Source organism: Aliiglaciecola sp. LCG003 (assembly GCF_030316135.1).
Lineage (GTDB): Bacteria > Pseudomonadota > Gammaproteobacteria > Enterobacterales > Alteromonadaceae > Aliiglaciecola.
This window is the reverse complement of the sequence record NZ_CP128185.1, coordinates 625986-641562: the sequence shown is the minus strand read 5'-3', so window position 1 is coordinate 641562 and position 15577 is coordinate 625986. Positions and strand designations below refer to the sequence as shown.

The 15577-nt window shown below is 43.4% G+C and carries 12 protein-coding genes; 7 read left to right on the top strand and 5 right to left on the bottom strand.

All coding sequences use genetic code 11. The features are described from left to right. Window positions 1-50: 50 nt before the first annotated feature. Window positions 51-905 (top strand): formyltetrahydrofolate deformylase, encoded by an 855-nt coding sequence (gene purU / locus QR722_RS02735; protein ID WP_286285220.1) that lies wholly within the window; start codon window positions 51-53, stop codon window positions 903-905. A gap of 45 nt (window positions 906-950) precedes the next feature. Then, window positions 951-1553 (top strand): histidine phosphatase family protein, encoded by a 603-nt coding sequence (locus QR722_RS02730; protein WP_286285219.1) that lies wholly within the window; start codon window positions 951-953, stop codon window positions 1551-1553. 22 nt (window positions 1554-1575) lie between these two features. Here the strand turns inward: QR722_RS02730 and QR722_RS02725 are convergent, their stop codons facing one another. Next, entirely contained in the window at window positions 1576-2109 is a 534-nt protein-coding gene (locus QR722_RS02725; protein WP_286285218.1) for a hypothetical protein, read from the bottom strand. Between the two features lie 566 nt (window positions 2110-2675). Here QR722_RS02725 and QR722_RS02720 point away from each other — a divergent pair. Together QR722_RS02720 and QR722_RS02715 are read left to right on the top strand one after the other, a co-directional pair. Continuing rightward, on the top strand, window positions 2676-4850 hold the full coding sequence (locus QR722_RS02720) for a M3 family metallopeptidase (RefSeq protein ID WP_286285217.1): 2175 nt from the start codon (window positions 2676-2678) through the stop codon (window positions 4848-4850). Window positions 4851-5086: 236 nt separating this feature from the next. Next, window positions 5087-5677: a paraquat-inducible protein A gene (locus QR722_RS02715; RefSeq protein WP_286285216.1), complete on the top strand. Its 591-nt coding sequence runs from the start codon at window positions 5087-5089 to the stop codon at window positions 5675-5677. A gap of 86 nt (window positions 5678-5763) precedes the next feature. Here QR722_RS02715 and QR722_RS02710 read toward each other — a convergent pair whose 3' ends face one another. The 4 genes from QR722_RS02710 to QR722_RS02695 all read right to left on the bottom strand — a co-directional run bounded on the left by QR722_RS02710 (window position 5764) and on the right by QR722_RS02695 (window position 12697). After that, on the bottom strand, window positions 5764-6585 hold the full coding sequence (locus tag QR722_RS02710) for a spondin domain-containing protein (RefSeq protein WP_286285215.1): 822 nt from the start codon (window positions 6583-6585) through the stop codon (window positions 5764-5766). 698 nt (window positions 6586-7283) lie between these two features. Next, on the bottom strand, window positions 7284-8309 hold the full coding sequence (locus tag QR722_RS02705; protein WP_286283064.1) for an IS110 family RNA-guided transposase: 1026 nt from the start codon (window positions 8307-8309) through the stop codon (window positions 7284-7286). Window positions 8310-8588: 279 nt separating this feature from the next. Then, complete coding sequence (locus tag QR722_RS02700) at window positions 8589-12083, bottom strand: Ig domain-containing protein (protein ID WP_286285214.1); 3495 nt, start codon at window positions 12081-12083, stop codon at window positions 8589-8591. Continuing rightward, window positions 12080-12697: a hypothetical protein gene (locus QR722_RS02695; protein ID WP_286285213.1), complete on the bottom strand. Its 618-nt coding sequence runs from the start codon at window positions 12695-12697 to the stop codon at window positions 12080-12082. The genes QR722_RS02700 and QR722_RS02695 overlap by 4 nt, the downstream gene beginning before the upstream one ends. A gap of 271 nt (window positions 12698-12968) precedes the next feature. On the opposite strand from QR722_RS02695, the gene QR722_RS02690 reads away from it, so the two are divergent. The 3 genes from QR722_RS02690 to QR722_RS02680 all read left to right on the top strand — a co-directional run bounded on the left by QR722_RS02690 (window position 12969) and on the right by QR722_RS02680 (window position 15562). After that, window positions 12969-13946, top strand: coding sequence for a winged helix-turn-helix domain-containing protein (locus tag QR722_RS02690; RefSeq protein ID WP_286285212.1), 978 nt, complete (start codon window positions 12969-12971; stop codon window positions 13944-13946). 96 nt (window positions 13947-14042) lie between these two features. Further along, window positions 14043-14510, top strand: coding sequence for a Dps family protein (locus tag QR722_RS02685; RefSeq protein ID WP_286285211.1), 468 nt, complete (start codon window positions 14043-14045; stop codon window positions 14508-14510). A 335-nt stretch (window positions 14511-14845) separates the two neighbouring features. Continuing rightward, window positions 14846-15562: an SDR family NAD(P)-dependent oxidoreductase gene (locus QR722_RS02680; RefSeq protein ID WP_286285210.1), complete on the top strand. Its 717-nt coding sequence runs from the start codon at window positions 14846-14848 to the stop codon at window positions 15560-15562. Window positions 15563-15577 lie beyond the last annotated feature (15 nt).

The following is a 15577-nucleotide window of genomic DNA, read 5'->3' as shown; positions in this document are numbered from 1 at the left end:
ACAACGCACAATATCAGCACTTAAAATGAACGAATAAGGGATGCGTCCAGATGCAACAAACATTCAGATTGGTTATAGACTGTCCGGATCAAGTCGGATTAGTCGCAGCAGTCAGCCAATTTTTAGCCGATCATCAAGCTACCATTGTGGAAGCGAGTCATCATACTGACAGTCAGTTGGGTCGATTCTTCATGCGTCATGAAATTAAAGCCGACACCCTCAATTTGAGCCTTGATAAATTTAAGCAAGCATTTGCTGAATTAGCGATCCGCTTCTCAATGAATTGGAAGATTTCTGATTCTCATCAAAAACAGCGAGTAGCATTGTTGGCCAGCCATGAATCTCATTGTTTGATCGACATTTTACACCGCTGGCATTCCGGTGAGTTAGAATGTGATATCCCATGCATAATTGCCAACCACCCCCAAATGAAACAATTTGCCCAATGGTATAACGTGCCATTCCATTGGGTAGATTTTTCCAACCAAGATAAAGCTAGCGCTTTCGCTGAAGTAGAAGCTTTGCTGGATGAATATCAAATCGACCTAACGGTACTCGCTCGCTTTATGCAAATAATACCGGATAATTTGTGCAGCAAGCTGGCAGGAAAAGCGATCAATATTCACCACAGCTTCCTTCCCTCTTTTGCTGGCGCCAAACCTTACCAACAGGCCTATGACAGAGGCGTCAAATTGATTGGTGCTACCTGTCACTATGTCACCAAAGACTTGGATGAAGGGCCGATCATCGAACAGGAAGTGATCCGTATCAGTCATAGCGACTCTGCGGCAGATATGGTCCGAAAAGGCAAAAACTGTGAAAAGACAGCCCTCGCCAATGGCGTTCGTTACCATTTGCAAGATCGCGTTATTATTCATCAGAAAAAAACCGTGGTCTTCGCGTAGACGGCTTTACGACATTTAACATCGATTAGATTAACAGGATCGATTATGGCTATATATTTAGTGCGTCATGGGGAAACTAATGGCAATCGCAATCGAATTGTACAAACTCCTGATACACCTCTTTCTGCAGTGGGAATGTCGCAAGCCCAGCAGTTAGCTAGTCACTATTCGACCCTGCCGATTAGCAAAATTTTATGTAGTGACCATATCCGAACTCAGCAAACGGCAGCGCCTTTGCAGCAAGCATTAGGTTGTGAACTTGTTTTGAGTGAACTGCTGCAAGAACGCAGTTTTGGTGAGTTACGAGGAAGATCTTACGATGACATTGGTGATGATTTCTTTGCCCCCGAATACCAACCCATCAATGGTGAAAATCATGCACAATTCGCACGAAGAGTCACACTAGCTTGGCAGCAGGTAATTGACTTGGCCGACAATACATCAGGCAGTTTGTTGGTTATGACCCACGGGCTGGTGTTGCGATGTATTGTTAGTGAGATACTTAAACTAACTGAGCAAAGCCTGCAGCAAGCTAGTTTTGAAAATACCTGTGTAACTGAAATTGATAAGCAGGATAAACGTACTATTATCCGTTTATGTGATACTCGTCATTTACTCTCTGATGCAATTAGCGGTGGCGCGGTCTGAGATTTTACCCGCCACAATAGTCTCAAAAGAATGCCGAATAACTGATATTCATCTTATTATTCACTACCCCACTGTTGAGCCCATTAGTGGTGTCTGCGTTGTTATCCCAGCGATGGCTGCTTAGTTCGATTTCTATCTGATATTTATCTTTAGAATCGTTAAAACGAGTGCTGAGCACAAAAATTTTGCTGGTGGGTAATGCTAGCTCAAGACCCTGCGATGTTTTGAATTCAGGAGCAGATTGTAAGACTAGTCCAGCCGCAATACTCATATTATAATTTAAACGATAACGCGGAACCAAAGAATAGCGCTTCAAACTAATTTTTTGATTACTGACGCCCCAATTTAGCTGCCCCTTTGCATAAGTTAAGCCACCTTCTATGGCGAAATTTTCAGTGACCGGTTGGGTTAATGACAGTTTATATTCGCGGTGCTTGCAACCGTTAAACTTGATTCGAGACTTATTGAATTCGAGTTTTGTTGCTTCAGGTAGACTAGATTTGAGCCAATTAACTCCAGCAGTGAGGTAACTTTCTTGAGCCTCACTAACGCTCATAAAAAATGTCATAAGCAAACACAAATACTTGACCATGACGTTATCTCACCTGCAAATTCAACTTGGTTAAATTATATGCAAACCAGAGCAACCTATAAGTACGCTGGTACATAATAGGTATATTAAAAAATACCTAAAAAATTCACTATTAGAATAACCGTCGTTGGGTTTCAACAGGTTATGAACACGACACTGAAAAACACTGGACGTTTTTTAAAAGGATTAATTTATCAATCAGCGATTATTTCCCAGTGTATTGCCGTTGAATTGAAAATTTCAAATGAAAATCACCCGACTTAAAGCATATATCAAGAAAACAAAATGCAACTATAGGTACAAAATTGCCAGATAGTTTGGGTAGGTTTATCTGTAAATTAGCAAACCTATGCTTATAACATTGGCAGGTTTTACTATGTCGACTGTACACTTAATGAAACGGCCATTGACCGTATGCTTCGATGAATCGACTTGTAGTTTCCGATGCAAGCATTAGTATTGATGGGTTGTGGGCCAATGATGGCTTATAAAATTATAATAATGACAGAACAAATATACCGGATGAATAAATGAAAAAATTTGCCCTGACCCTGACCAGCGCCATGCTGATTGCAACATTAAGTGGCTGCTCTAACAATGAGCAAGCCCAAGAAAATAACCTTTCTGCCGCCAAAACTGCAGCACAAAGCCAAGTTACCAATGATAATCCACTACTAGCTGAATATAGCGGCCCTTACGGTGGTGTTCCCGCATTTGACAAAATGGACTTGGCAGATTTAAAGCCCGCTCTAGAAAAAGGTATGGAGCTTAATTTGGCTGAAGTAGAGGCCATAATTAACAACCCTGCGGCGCCTACTTTTGAGAATACCATTGTTGAATTAGAAAAAGCCGGTGACGATTTAGGTCGTGTATTCAGCTACTGGGGTATTTGGAGTGCGAATAAAAACAGCCCTGAATTCCGCGAAATTCAAGGCGAAATGGTCCCTAAAATTTCGGCTTTTAGCTCTAAAATCAGCCAAAATGAAAAACTTTTCGCCCGCGTAAAAGCTGTTTACGAAAGTGAAGAGTACAATACTTTAACGCAAGAACAACAGCGTATAACTTGGTTGACCTACAATGGTTTCGCCCGTAATGGCGCGACTTTACAAGGTGAAGCGAAACAACGTTACGCTGACATCAATCAAGAAGTTGCCAGTCTACAAACCAAGTTTGCCAACAATGTGTTGGCCGATGAAGAAAACTATGTTCTCTATATATCCAAAGAACAACTCACTGGTTTACCTGAATCCTTTGTTAATGCTGCTGCTTCTGCCGCTAAAGAGCGTGGCGAAGAGGGTAAATATGCAATCACTAACTCCCGCTCGTCTATGGACCCTTTCTTAACCTATTCTGAACAACGTGATCTACGTCAAAAAGTATGGGAAACCTACTACAGCCGTGGCAATAATGGTGATGAATTTGATAATAATGATTTGATCAAACAAATTCTTTCTTTACGTCATGAACGGATTAAATTGTTAGGTTATGACAACTACTCTCAATGGCGTTTAGAAGATCGCATGGCTAAAAACCCAGAGAATGCCATGGAGTTGATGCAAAAAGTGTGGCCTGCCGCCATTGCCCGCGTAGAAGAAGAAGTTAAAGACATGCAAGCGGTAGCTGATGCTGAGGGTGCTGATATCAAAATCATGCCATGGGATTATCGCTACTACGCAGAAAAAGTGCGTAAACAAAAGTACGACCTCGACTCGGACGAAGTTAAGCAATACTTGCAACTAGATAAACTACGCGAAGCCATGTTTTATGTTGCCGGGCGTTTATTCAACTTCAAGTTTACTGCTATTGAAGAAGGTAAAGTACCAGTCTTTCATGAAGAGGTGAAAGTGTGGGAAGTAACAGACCTCACCAGTGGTGAGCATATTGGGCTATGGTATTTAGACCCCTTTGCCCGCAAAGGAAAACGCTCTGGTGCTTGGGCAACTACCTATCGTAACCACACGACCTTTGATGGTAAGAAAACGGTTTTATCCTCCAACAACTCGAACTTCGTAAAAGGCGCCGATGGCGAACCTACATTGATTTCTTGGGATGATGCTGAAACTTACTTCCATGAATTTGGCCATGCATTGCATTTCTTGTCAGCAACTGTGGCTTATCCTACCTCTCATTCTGGCGTACGTGATTACACTGAATTTCAATCCCAATTGCTAGAGCGCTGGTTAACTACCGATGAAGTGATCAATAACTACTTAGTGCACTACAAAACTGGCGAGCCTATTCCAAAAGAATTGGTGGCTAAAATTAACAAAGCATCAACCTTTAATGAAGGCTTCAAAACCACTGAGTATCTGGCTTCAGCGATGATGGATCTGCTTTACCACACCACGGATCCTGCCAAAATTGAGCCTCAGCAATTTGAGAAAGAACAATTAGCTAAATTAGGTATGCCTGCGGAAATGGTCATGCGCCATCGCAGTACTCAGTTTGGTCATATCTTCAGCAGCGAAGGTTATGCGTCTAGTTACTACGGTTACATGTGGGCAGAAGTTTTAACTTCAGATGCTGCCGAAGCATTCGCTGAAGCACCAGGCGGTTTCTATGACGACGAAGTGAGCGACAGATTGGTTAAATATTTGTTCTCTATCCGTAATGCCATGGACCCAGCTGAAGCGTACCGCCTATTCAGAGGTCGTGATGCTAAAGTTGAAGCTCTTATGCGAGACAGAGGATTTCCTGTAAAGTAGGTACTAACTAACCTAGTTATTGAAGTTAGTTATTCTAATGATTTTGAAGGCGCCGGCTAAGGCGCCTTTTTTATGTTTAACGCTAGGCTTTAATTTGCTGTCGACACACCCATTTACTATTCAGTGGTTTAAGCCTGACATAAGTTGCTATAGGATAGCCAGCCAGTTTCTGACGCTACTTCAGGCTGGGCAGATACCGATTAACGATGTAGCTACAATGCAGAGGGTTGCTAAAGATGATCAGAAGGCATATTGGATTTGGCTTAAATATTATTGCTTTGGGGCTATTTATCCCAGGTATAATACTGCCGATGTTTTCATTAAATATGGAAATGGCCGCCACCTTAAGCGGCGCGTCTATCAGTTCTTCCCTCGTCGATAAAGAGCTATCAATCATGGCAACCATAGACGAGCTTTGGCACGACCAGCGACTATTGGTAGCACTACTCATATTTGTGTTTTCGGTGGTCATTCCGCTATTAAAAACTACCTTGGTGAGCATTGCTTACTTTCAACCCGGCAGTAGATTAGAAAGAGTTCTATTTAACATTGTGGCCAGTATTGGTAAATGGTCTATGGCCGATGTCTTTGTGATTGCAGTTTTTCTGGCTATTTTGTCTACCAATCACGCCGAAACCACTAATTCTAATGAGTTTAGTCTGTTTGGCTTTAAATTGGCGTTAGATGTGAGTACCCAGACTTTGTCTAATGCTGGGCAGGGATTCTATTACTTTACTGCTTACTGTTTGGTCTCGTTACTAGGAACCCATTTAGCGTTTTCAGCAATTAAAAACAACACATCGGCCAACCAAACTCAAATTGATTAACGCCTATCGAGTACCCAAACAGTTTGTTTGCTAGGGAAGAAAAGAAGTTATGCACATTTGCACAACTTCTTTTGTTCAAGCGGAGTCTATTCTGGCTTATTCCTGCGCTTCGCTCGCATCGCTAAGCCTAATAACCCAAGCGCGAAGAATCCCAAGGTTTCAGGTTCAGCCACTTGTGAAACAGTTATCCGAGCCACTTCAAAACCATTGGCAGTAAAATCTGCCGCTAATGCATCAATGGTGTAACCTGTTGGTGTCATGCCACCAATAATAGCCAGGCCACCCGGCAATACCTGCAATCCATTGTGGAAGGTAACTACGGCTCCCTCGTCCTGCCTACTTTCTTGGTCAGCCCCGACTAGAAAAGGAGCACCAAAGCCGCGATTTTGTTCTGTCCCGGCATCCCAAACAGATGAACCGAGAACCAGTATGTCTAACCCGACAAAATCCCCCATGTCATTAAACAACGAATATGCTAAGGGATCTTGGTTACCGATAAAGCCGTCATTAGTTGGGATCAACATTGACAAAAAGCTGAAATATCCACTTGTTGCAGCGTCGACCTCAATTAGTCCACTGGTTGCAGATTGTCCGGGTTGAAAAATGGGAGGCATCATTCCAGAGGTCAAAACGTGTTGGACACCGCTAGATTGAGAGCCAGCAAAGTCACTCTCAATCCCCGATGTATCACCGTTCTCAGCTAAATTTTGCAAAGACATAGATGCGCTAATGTTGAGATCAAAGGTATCAAAGGTGCCATCGTGGAAGCCCAACCAAACTGGCGTAATAGCCAAGCCTCCGGGATCAAACAGGTTATTAACCTTTACTTCAATCGTTGTTGCGTTCACCAATTGAGACAGACTAAGCCCCAAGGTGATAATTACCATTCCTGTATTAAATATCTTCATGTTTATGATCTTCCAGCATTCAAACCAACATGCCTTTCAACTAGCAAAGGCACAATGAGTGGCTTAAATCTCTAGTCTGTCAAACCAATATTATTGGATAGTAATCGTTATCTTCGTTAACCCACTTAACGCTCCCTGATAACAGATACTTAATAACTAACAAGAAATAACCGCAAGCCATGCTTAGAATAAGTAGCAAATATCACGAAAGTATCACGCCAGCATAACGATTAAATAAATTATCAATTTCTTTACATGGACACCCACCTCAATTCCCTTTACATAGACATATATGGACGCTCCCCTGATGTCAACGTACTAATTGCCCCTTCGTGCTGATTTTCTGCACGAATTACGTTTTTACTATTCTATTACCGCTAGTCTGTTGTCTTGAAGGCAGTCTAAAATGGCTTAGTTCTGACATATATTCAGGCTCTTTATTAGCGTTGGTTTAATCAACGCTGGCCTCTGATGAACTCCGAACCTTATCGCCTAAAAACACCCAGTCGGATTGTTATCCGTGTCTAAGTCTGGCTTTGATGAGGTAGGTAGACCGTTTTCTTCATCATTTTATGACTAAGCGGGGTAGGTAAAGTAAGTGTTATCCCGTGTCTTGCCTTCCACAACACCCACACAGGCTTGGTGCCTTTGTCCTACACGGAATTGAGCTCGACAGGGATAACGTAAAGTGATTCATGTTATGCGCTCACTTGTGAGGACGTAACGCGATAGTGCTCCTGACGTGTGAGCAATATCCAGATTAAACGTGCTAAACGATGGGCGACGGCGACTGCCACTTTATTAAACGGCTTGGTAACGCGAAGTTTAGTGGCCCACAGTGATAACGGATCAGTTCTTTGCGCGGCACGACTCACGACAGACCGCGCACCATGTACCAGTTGTTTACGTAAATAACGGTCTCCGCGTTTGGTAATGCCGCCCATCTTACTGATATTGCCTGAGGCGTGTTGTTTAGGCGTCAGCCCTAACCACACGGCAAATTCTTTGGGATTATTAAACGCCTGGCCTTTATCAATGGCGGCTAAAAACGCTGAGGCATTAATGAAACCAATCCCTGGGATGCTGAGCAATATTTTGCCACTTTCACTGTTATTAACAAAGTGATGCAATTGCTGCTCAATGGCCTTGATGCGAGAGCGTGTGTCTTCATATTCTGCCTTTAACGCGCGCATCATGGTTCTCAACTGGTTACTGCGTTGTTCGCTATCAATTACTTGGGCTAATCCTGCACACAAGGCCACGTGGCCACAAGGAAATATTACCCCAAATTCACTTAACAACCCGCGTATCTGGTTACTCAGGGCCGTTTTGTTTCTAATTAAGCGCTCTCGAATTCGATGCAAGCAATTAATTTCTTGCTGTTGCTCAGATTTTACGGGGACAAAGCGGATATGTGAGCGCTGGCTGGCTTCTGCTATGGCAAAAGCATCGTTATGGTCATTCTTGTTGCCTCGCACAAAAGGCGTGACATGTTGGGCTGGTATAAGCTTGGTATCATGACCTAATTTAGCAATTTCACGCCCCCAGTAATGCGATGAATAACAGGCTTCCATCACCACCAACGTAGGTGGTTGTTGGCGCATAAAATCAAGTAGCTCAGTCCGTTTTAATTTCTTATTAAATTGCGGTTTAATATGTTCATTTACTCCGCACACTTGAAATACAGTCTTTGCCAAATCGATGGTAATTGTTTTAAGCTTCATATTGGACGTTCCCTATGTAAATAGTCTTGTTTAAGAACTACTATTTTGGCGCATTGACGCCGTATTGGGGAGCGTCCATCTCATCACCCATCGCTACTCCCCTCATCGCTACTCCCTGACTCAGGTTCATAGACAGGCATCACGAAAATGATGGTAGTGCACAGCAAATATAGGATTAGTGGATAAAAATTAAAGGGAGGAAGATGAAAACCCCAGAGCCAATTCAAGCTGCAATGGACAGTTGAATTGGCTAGGTTCTAGTAGCAGAAAAGATTAAAATTAATCAAAATTACCTAGGTCGTATTGTATATTCATCAACTGGGTAAGATTTCCTTCTAAGAGGGAGAAAACGTAAAGTTTATAATCGATGATTGGGAAACTATCAAAATCGTTCCTAATCAAGACTAATACATCATTACTGTTGACCTGTTTAAGTTCTACCTGACTCCGCTCATTTAAGCGAAATACACCAGCATCCCCTATTTGACCTTCTGTCACGCTTTGGCCAAGCAGCATCTGACAATCACCAGACGCTGTATCAAGTCTAACCAAGCCGCCCAACCCATCATCCGAATTTTGGGCAAATATCAGCAAATTGTTGGACGAACTATCCGCTACTTCGCTAATTTCTGCCGCCAAATAGTTATCAGGTCCATCATCGAAGTCACTAAAACAGTTCTGCAACGGAAACATGCTGGGTAACGCAGCGGGTGCATTTTGTAACTCATCAACAAGGACTAAAGCACTACCAGTCTGCAAATTTTGTCCAGCTTGGATCGGTACCGCCAATTGATTTGTTGCTTTAACTAGAGCAGGTTCAACAGCATATAAAATATCATTTCGAATAGTTAACCCCGGCGCAACAAGCGGCCAATCTACCTGATTACTATTCAATTTAATTTGTGAGCTGCCATCGAAATTTTGTGACATGACTCTCCACCACAAGGTATTATCTTGCTTTACATTTAAGGCGATTAAATTATCAAATACGTTGCCTTGCACAATACTCGGTCTTAGCGCTCTTTCCCCTGGCAATAATGGCAGTTGTCCCACAACCTGCACAGGGTCTTGCATCGATAGCAGCCAGCTAACACTGAAAGGAGCTGAAGCAGAGAATTGGCTGCTAAACACGTACCCCATATCTGCATTCACATAGGCACTAGATACACCTTTAAGCGACTGACCTTGAGAGCTCACTATCGTCCACTGTGCAGGATTCTCCAATGGGATACGGACGACTCTATTGCCAATCAGCAGCAGATCTTGGTTCGCATGATCAAATTGCATATCATCAGGCTGAAATAGCCGTTCACCGAAACCGGTTTGCAGTAAGATAGTCTGTACACCGCTCAACTGGGGGGAAATAATCGCTGCACTTGGCTCCGAGAACTCACCGTTCAAAACACTGGCAAGGGTAATACTAAACTCAGTATTCAAGGGTAAGCCCGTTAACCAAGCCTGCCCGCCGCTCACTATAAATTGCTCAAGGATATTGTCTGCCAGATCACTCACCGTTACTTGATACTCATTAATCCCTTCAACCTCTTGCCAGGCCAATTGCAAGGCATCACCTAACGCAACTGCGCTAATATTAGCTGGCGGTAGTAAGTTCATTAACACCGTGAGGGTCACAGTAACAGTAGATTGGCCTGCTTCATTACTGCCGGTAATATCAAATTGATATTGTCCTTCAATTAGCGGAGTTCCTGTCAATACACCCAAGATGTCATTGTATTCCAGCCAGCTTGGCAAATTTGTTACGCTGTAGCTGATGACATCACCGCCTTGGTTTAACACCATATCAGAAACATTGTATGACCAAGATTGACCGGGGGTTAGTGTGGCAATTTGAGCTGATACTAGTATAGGTTGACCAAATATCACCTCTTGCGACTCAGTTTGCGCGCGACTTCCCGAGCCATCAAAAACCTCCAATGTGAATGTGCTTGTTCCTGCAGAGGTTGGAATACCTGAAATAACACCTGTACGACTATCAACCATCAAGCCATCCGGTAAATCACCTTCCGCTAATTTATAACGATAAGGAGAGCAGCCGCCGCTCACGACCGGAGGTTCAGTTTCAATGAAATCACCTAGCTGTAAGTCATCTGGAAAGTCGATGCTAATAGTCAATAAGTCTGCAATCTCAACCGAATATGCCGGTAGAACATGATTGTCACCATTGTGCTCTTCGATGATTGTGACTAGGTTAAAGATGCCTACATCTGTTGGAGTACCAGAAATTATACCGGTTCTGGAGTCCACAGCTAGCCCGCTTGGGAATCCCGATGATTGATGATAGGTAAAAGGCGCACTCCCTCTGATCCCCTTGACGATTGCCGGGCCGAACGGCTGCTCGACCACACTGCATAACGGTGCCACTATAGCCCCACGAAAAGGTAAATCAGTGTCAATTAGCAGATCAATTTGCTGGTGATTATCTTGCTCACTAACAAAGGATCCACACACGCGCTCAGATTCACCAATGAATTCACTCAGACCATCGAGGACAACAAAGGCTCTGGCGCTAAAACAAGTTTGTCCCTCGAATACAAATAAAGTTTTAGGGGTATTTAACGAAACGGTACGAGACGATATAGAGCGCACTGCACTGCTGCTGGCGCGCAGCAACGCATAAGTGGTAAATCCCGCATAACTTTGTGGCGTCACAACCGTAACATCAGCCTTGAAGTTTTTAGGAAGATTAGGGTTATCGCTATCTCCACCGCCAAATAAGTCAATGTTCCACCAGCTAAAGTGCTGAACTTCAGCCTGTAACGCAAGCCCTGTTGTAGAGTGAGGCGACAACACGACCCTGCCAATCCCTTGCTGCTCCCATACTGCAGTTTCTTCGTTCAAGTACCACAATGGGATCTCATCCCCCACTTGCACGCTGCTGCCGTCGGGATATATATCCAGATACAATGGCATCACAATACCGGCTGACTCACCCTGTGCAAGTTGCAGCTCCTGACCATTTTGGGCAAAGAAAAATTCAACTACCCCGAAACTTACCAGTGGAAATTCGCTGGATTCATTTTCGGGTATACCAGCATAAAGACCCGGAAAGCCATTGCCTAACTCATCCACTGATACATCAACTGGCGTCATGAATACTCCAATATTACCGGTGACTCGATTGCCCTGCTGATCAACAAAACCATTGGCTGGGAGCATGACACTGGTGCCATCCATACCAACCAACCAAACCTCTGCGTCTACCGGAGCCTGTTTTGCTAGTTCACGCCGACGCAGCACGATACGTTGAGAAACACTAGATTGTGCTGGCCCGATATCTAAACGCGCCACGCCCTTGGCATAACCATTAGCCCTTACAGACACCACCGACTGACTATTGGCGGCAAAGGCTGCAAGCTCGCCAACACCACTATTATCGGTTGTGGCTTGCTCGCCGTCACTAAGCCGCTCGATTACAGCAAAGGGGATGGGAGTACCAAAGGTATCTACTATAATTAAGGTCGCGCGAGCTAAGGGATTGGGATCCTCGATAGGTGCACAGCGACCTGCTGTACAGTGAAGTACACAGGCTCTTGCATCACCCAAGGTAATGCGGCCGTCAGCATTTTCATCTCGTGGATCATTATCGAAAATCGCATTTTGATTTCTTGCTTGAAAAATATGTCCAATATCAAACCGGTCGACATCATTGTCACTATCCACATCACAGACCTGTGCATGACTTAGCACGGCAAAAAATAGTAGCCCTGCCGTACAGGCAAATATGATACTTTTTCTGAATTGTAAGGTCTTCATACCTGACTCCTCCGCGCCGTTAATCCTATGACAATTAGGCTAATAAACAAGCCCATGTAGTGTGGCGCCGTTACGTGTTGGCTATTGGGTAAAATTGACAGTGACAAGGCAAGCATTTCTGTGTCTTGAGGGATAAAATTTCCATCGAATAAATCGATATAATCTTTAGATATGCTGAACTGACCTTGTTCAATTGCAGTAAAATTAAAACGCATAAGGGATAAATCCATTGACGGATTTTGTATATCTTGCAGCAGTGCTAACGTGTCGTTTCCAAGCAAAGAAAGCTCTGTTACTGACACTTGATTTAACTCAATAGAACTGTCTTGCAAGCTATCACTCGCCCCGCCAAGAAATTGCCCGAACTCTACGGTATTTAAACGAGCCAGTTGGCTATCAAAAAACAGTCTCAAATCTAACGCGCTGATGATGCTGCTATCCCGGTCTTGGACATTCAAAGTAAGCCAAAAGTCTTGTCCGACAGAAATAGGTGAAAGGTTACTTTCAAGTTGAACCAAAGCGGCATTAGCCCCTATTGACGAAAAAAACAGACTACATAAACATAGCCTACTAAGTTGTAGAATCTGCTGAGAAAACCGCGTTATTGTTGTCATATCTATTTCCTTTTAGATGAGTTTTAAGCAATATGCATTGCCGATACCGTGCATCTCAGAAATATCAGTAATTAGAAACAATGTTCTAACAAAAACCTATGGAAAACCTATCAGTAGACTATTGTTAAAGAGGGATAGTTAGGCAGAGTGAGGTGTATAGGGTTAATTACGCCTGCATAGCAGATAACTTGGCACAGCGGACAATTTTATTACTTTGCCTTTACTAGATGGTTAGCACAATAATTTGATTAAAAATTTAGCTGATAGAGACATGTCAAATTCACTACAAATTGCCAACTGTATTGTTGAACCGTCTCTTGGACGTATACAAGGCTCGCTAGCGGAAGCTCATGTTGAGCCAAAATCCATGGACGTATTACTTACGCTGTATGCGGCCAACGGTGAAGTGGTCAGCAGAGAGCAGATCCTGCAGCAAGTTTGGCCCAATCAGATCATCAGCGATGATGTGTTAAATAATGCTATTTCCCGATTGCGCAAGGCCTTTATGCTGGCTGGCGGCAATAACAAGTGTTTGCAGACTCTGCCTCGTAAGGGCTATAGATTAGTTTGGGATGCAGATTCAACTCTACAACGTCCACCAGCCAAGCTCAACAACACCACCTCAATCAGCATTCCCACCGAGGATTCAAGCAAAACCGGTAAAGTCTACTTTCATTCGACAAAACGCTCGATTCGTTCCTCCGCCGCCTTGATGATGATGGCAATTGCCTTGCTTTTATTATTGTTGGCGCTGGCGACAAATTATTGGACTCGCCAACTCAACCTAGAACGAGATATTTTGGCATTACATATACAGCAGGGGATTTCCTATAACGCCTTTAGTGCTCAGGTTAAACGACGTAATGAGTTAGTCGAGATGATCACCCGTCGTTTAGGGGTTCAGCGGGAATTACAATACGAAAAGTTTTTTGCTAAATACTACCCAGCATTGAATGACCAGGAACGTTTCGTGTTTGCTCAGATTCGCGGCATCACCGAAGGAGAGTTGCTCAAGAGTAATCAGGCAATGCTCAAAATAATTCAATCTAATCCTATGGTGACTGAAACTTTTCCCGCGGCAGATGCACTAAGAAAACACCTATCATTTTGGATAAGCAAATATCATAGCGTCTTTGTGAAGCGCGCTGATATGTGTTTACTTTATGCCGGTGTTGAGGATGGAGTGCCCTACCCAGCTGATATAGATCAACAAATTAGCACATGGTTGGAAATGCGTAATATATTGTGAATCAATAAATGTGATACTCCCAATCGAAAAGGCATATTGGATTCTACTCTCTCGAGTGCAGTAAGCTTAACCTAATCATTCAACAAGGAGAAACAGATGAAAATTGATATTGGTATTGATAAGACAGATCGTGAAGCAATAGCTCAGGGCTTAAAGAGCCTACTTGCTGATAGCTATACTTTGTATCTTCAAACCCACAACTTTCACTGGAATGTGACTGGCAAACAATTCCGCGAACTACATTTAATGTTTGAAGAGCATTATACCGAATTAGCTATTGCCGTTGATGATATTGCAGAACGGATCCGAACCTTAGGTGTAGCCGCACCTGGTACTTATAAAGCCTTCGCTGAGCTGAGCTCTATCAATGAAGTCGACGGCGTTCCAGAAGCAAGTGAAATGGTGACGTTGTTGACCAACGGTCATGAGCAAGTTGTCAAAACTTGTCGTAAAGTGCTTAAATTAGCTCAAGATGCAGATGATGAATCTTCAGCAGCACTAGTGTCAGACCGTATGCGGGTCCATGAAAAAACCGCGTGGATGTTACGTGCCACTGTAAGCTAAAGCCATTGCTGAGGCATTAAATCGCTAAGTTTCACAAAGCGTTTGTGCAGACTTTAACCATAGATAAGCCGGTGTATGAATACCGGCTTTTTTGTGGCTTGTGAACTATAGTTAAAGCATCTGGAGGTCTCACATTTTCACTAACAGTCAGGTGAAAATGCCATATTGACCAAAACTTGCTTTGTGTGACTAAATTTACTTTTTTAGTCCGCCCTTTATCCAGCGATAGTCGGACCCAGAGATAAAACTCATTTGATTAGCTATATGATCTCAAACGGCAGTTCTTCGGTATTTATATCAATTAAGCATGACTAGGTATATCGGTTAATCGTGGTATGAAAACAATATTGATAACAGGGGCAACATCAGGCATTGGTGAGAGCTTGGCCAAGACGGCAGCTGAAAATGGGTACCAGGTTATTGCCTGCGGCCGCAACCAGCAAAAACTAGCACAGCTGAGTAGCCATTCAAACGTTCAAAGCTTAGCCTTTGATGTCAGTGATGCACAACAAACCAAGCAGGCCTTGGCAAGCGTGCAGGCAGATATTTATGTGTTCAACGCGGGGGTATGCGAGTACGTAGATGTAAATCAGTTCGAAGCAGCCATGTTTGAACGGGTATTTAGCGCCAATTTTTTTGGTATTGTAAATTGCGTGGAATCGGTTTTGCCGACCTTAAAAGCGGGTAATCAAGTGGTTATGGTAGACAGTCTTGCTCGGCTTCTTCCTTTTACCCGCAGTCAGGCCTACGGAGCAAGTAAAGCAGCGCTGCACTACTTTTGTAAAAGCCTCGAAGTTGACCTTGCAGACAAGCAGATCTTATTGCAAAGCGTTTCTCCTGGATTTATTGAAACGCCATTAACTGATAAAAACGACTTCGAAATGCCAATGAAAATCAGCTCAAAACAGGCGGCACGCGCATTTTTAAAAGGCATCGAAAAGCGCCGAAGCAATATTTACTTCCCCTGGGGATTTAGTCTGATATTGCGCACCCTCAATCTATTGCCCACTAGCTGGCAAGTTGCCATCTGCAAAAAGATGCGCCAATCCTAATAAAAATAATTAAGG

What these genes read in the sequence shown, in the direction of transcription:
- QR722_RS02685 (WP_286285211.1), top strand. Translation starts at nt 14,043, where the DNA reads ATGAAAATTGATATTGGTATTGATAAGACAGATCGTGAAGCAATAGCT.
- QR722_RS02710 (WP_286285215.1), bottom strand. Translation starts at nt 6,585, where the DNA reads ATGAAGATATTTAATACAGGAATGGTAATTATCACCTTGGGGCTTAGT.
- QR722_RS02705 (WP_286283064.1), bottom strand. Translation starts at nt 8,309, where the DNA reads ATGAAGCTTAAAACAATTACCATCGATTTGGCAAAGACTGTATTTCAA.
- QR722_RS02715 (WP_286285216.1), top strand. Translation starts at nt 5,087, where the DNA reads ATGATCAGAAGGCATATTGGATTTGGCTTAAATATTATTGCTTTGGGG.
- QR722_RS02720 (WP_286285217.1), top strand. Translation starts at nt 2,676, where the DNA reads ATGAAAAAATTTGCCCTGACCCTGACCAGCGCCATGCTGATTGCAACA.
- QR722_RS02690 (WP_286285212.1), top strand. Translation starts at nt 12,969, where the DNA reads ATGTCAAATTCACTACAAATTGCCAACTGTATTGTTGAACCGTCTCTT.
- QR722_RS02695 (WP_286285213.1), bottom strand. Translation starts at nt 12,697, where the DNA reads ATGACAACAATAACGCGGTTTTCTCAGCAGATTCTACAACTTAGTAGG.
- purU (WP_286285220.1), top strand. Translation starts at nt 51, where the DNA reads ATGCAACAAACATTCAGATTGGTTATAGACTGTCCGGATCAAGTCGGA.
- QR722_RS02680 (WP_286285210.1), top strand. Translation starts at nt 14,846, where the DNA reads ATGAAAACAATATTGATAACAGGGGCAACATCAGGCATTGGTGAGAGC.
- QR722_RS02730 (WP_286285219.1), top strand. Translation starts at nt 951, where the DNA reads ATGGCTATATATTTAGTGCGTCATGGGGAAACTAATGGCAATCGCAAT.
- QR722_RS02700 (WP_286285214.1), bottom strand. Translation starts at nt 12,083, where the DNA reads ATGAAGACCTTACAATTCAGAAAAAGTATCATATTTGCCTGTACGGCA.
- QR722_RS02725 (WP_286285218.1), bottom strand. Translation starts at nt 2,109, where the DNA reads ATGAGCGTTAGTGAGGCTCAAGAAAGTTACCTCACTGCTGGAGTTAAT.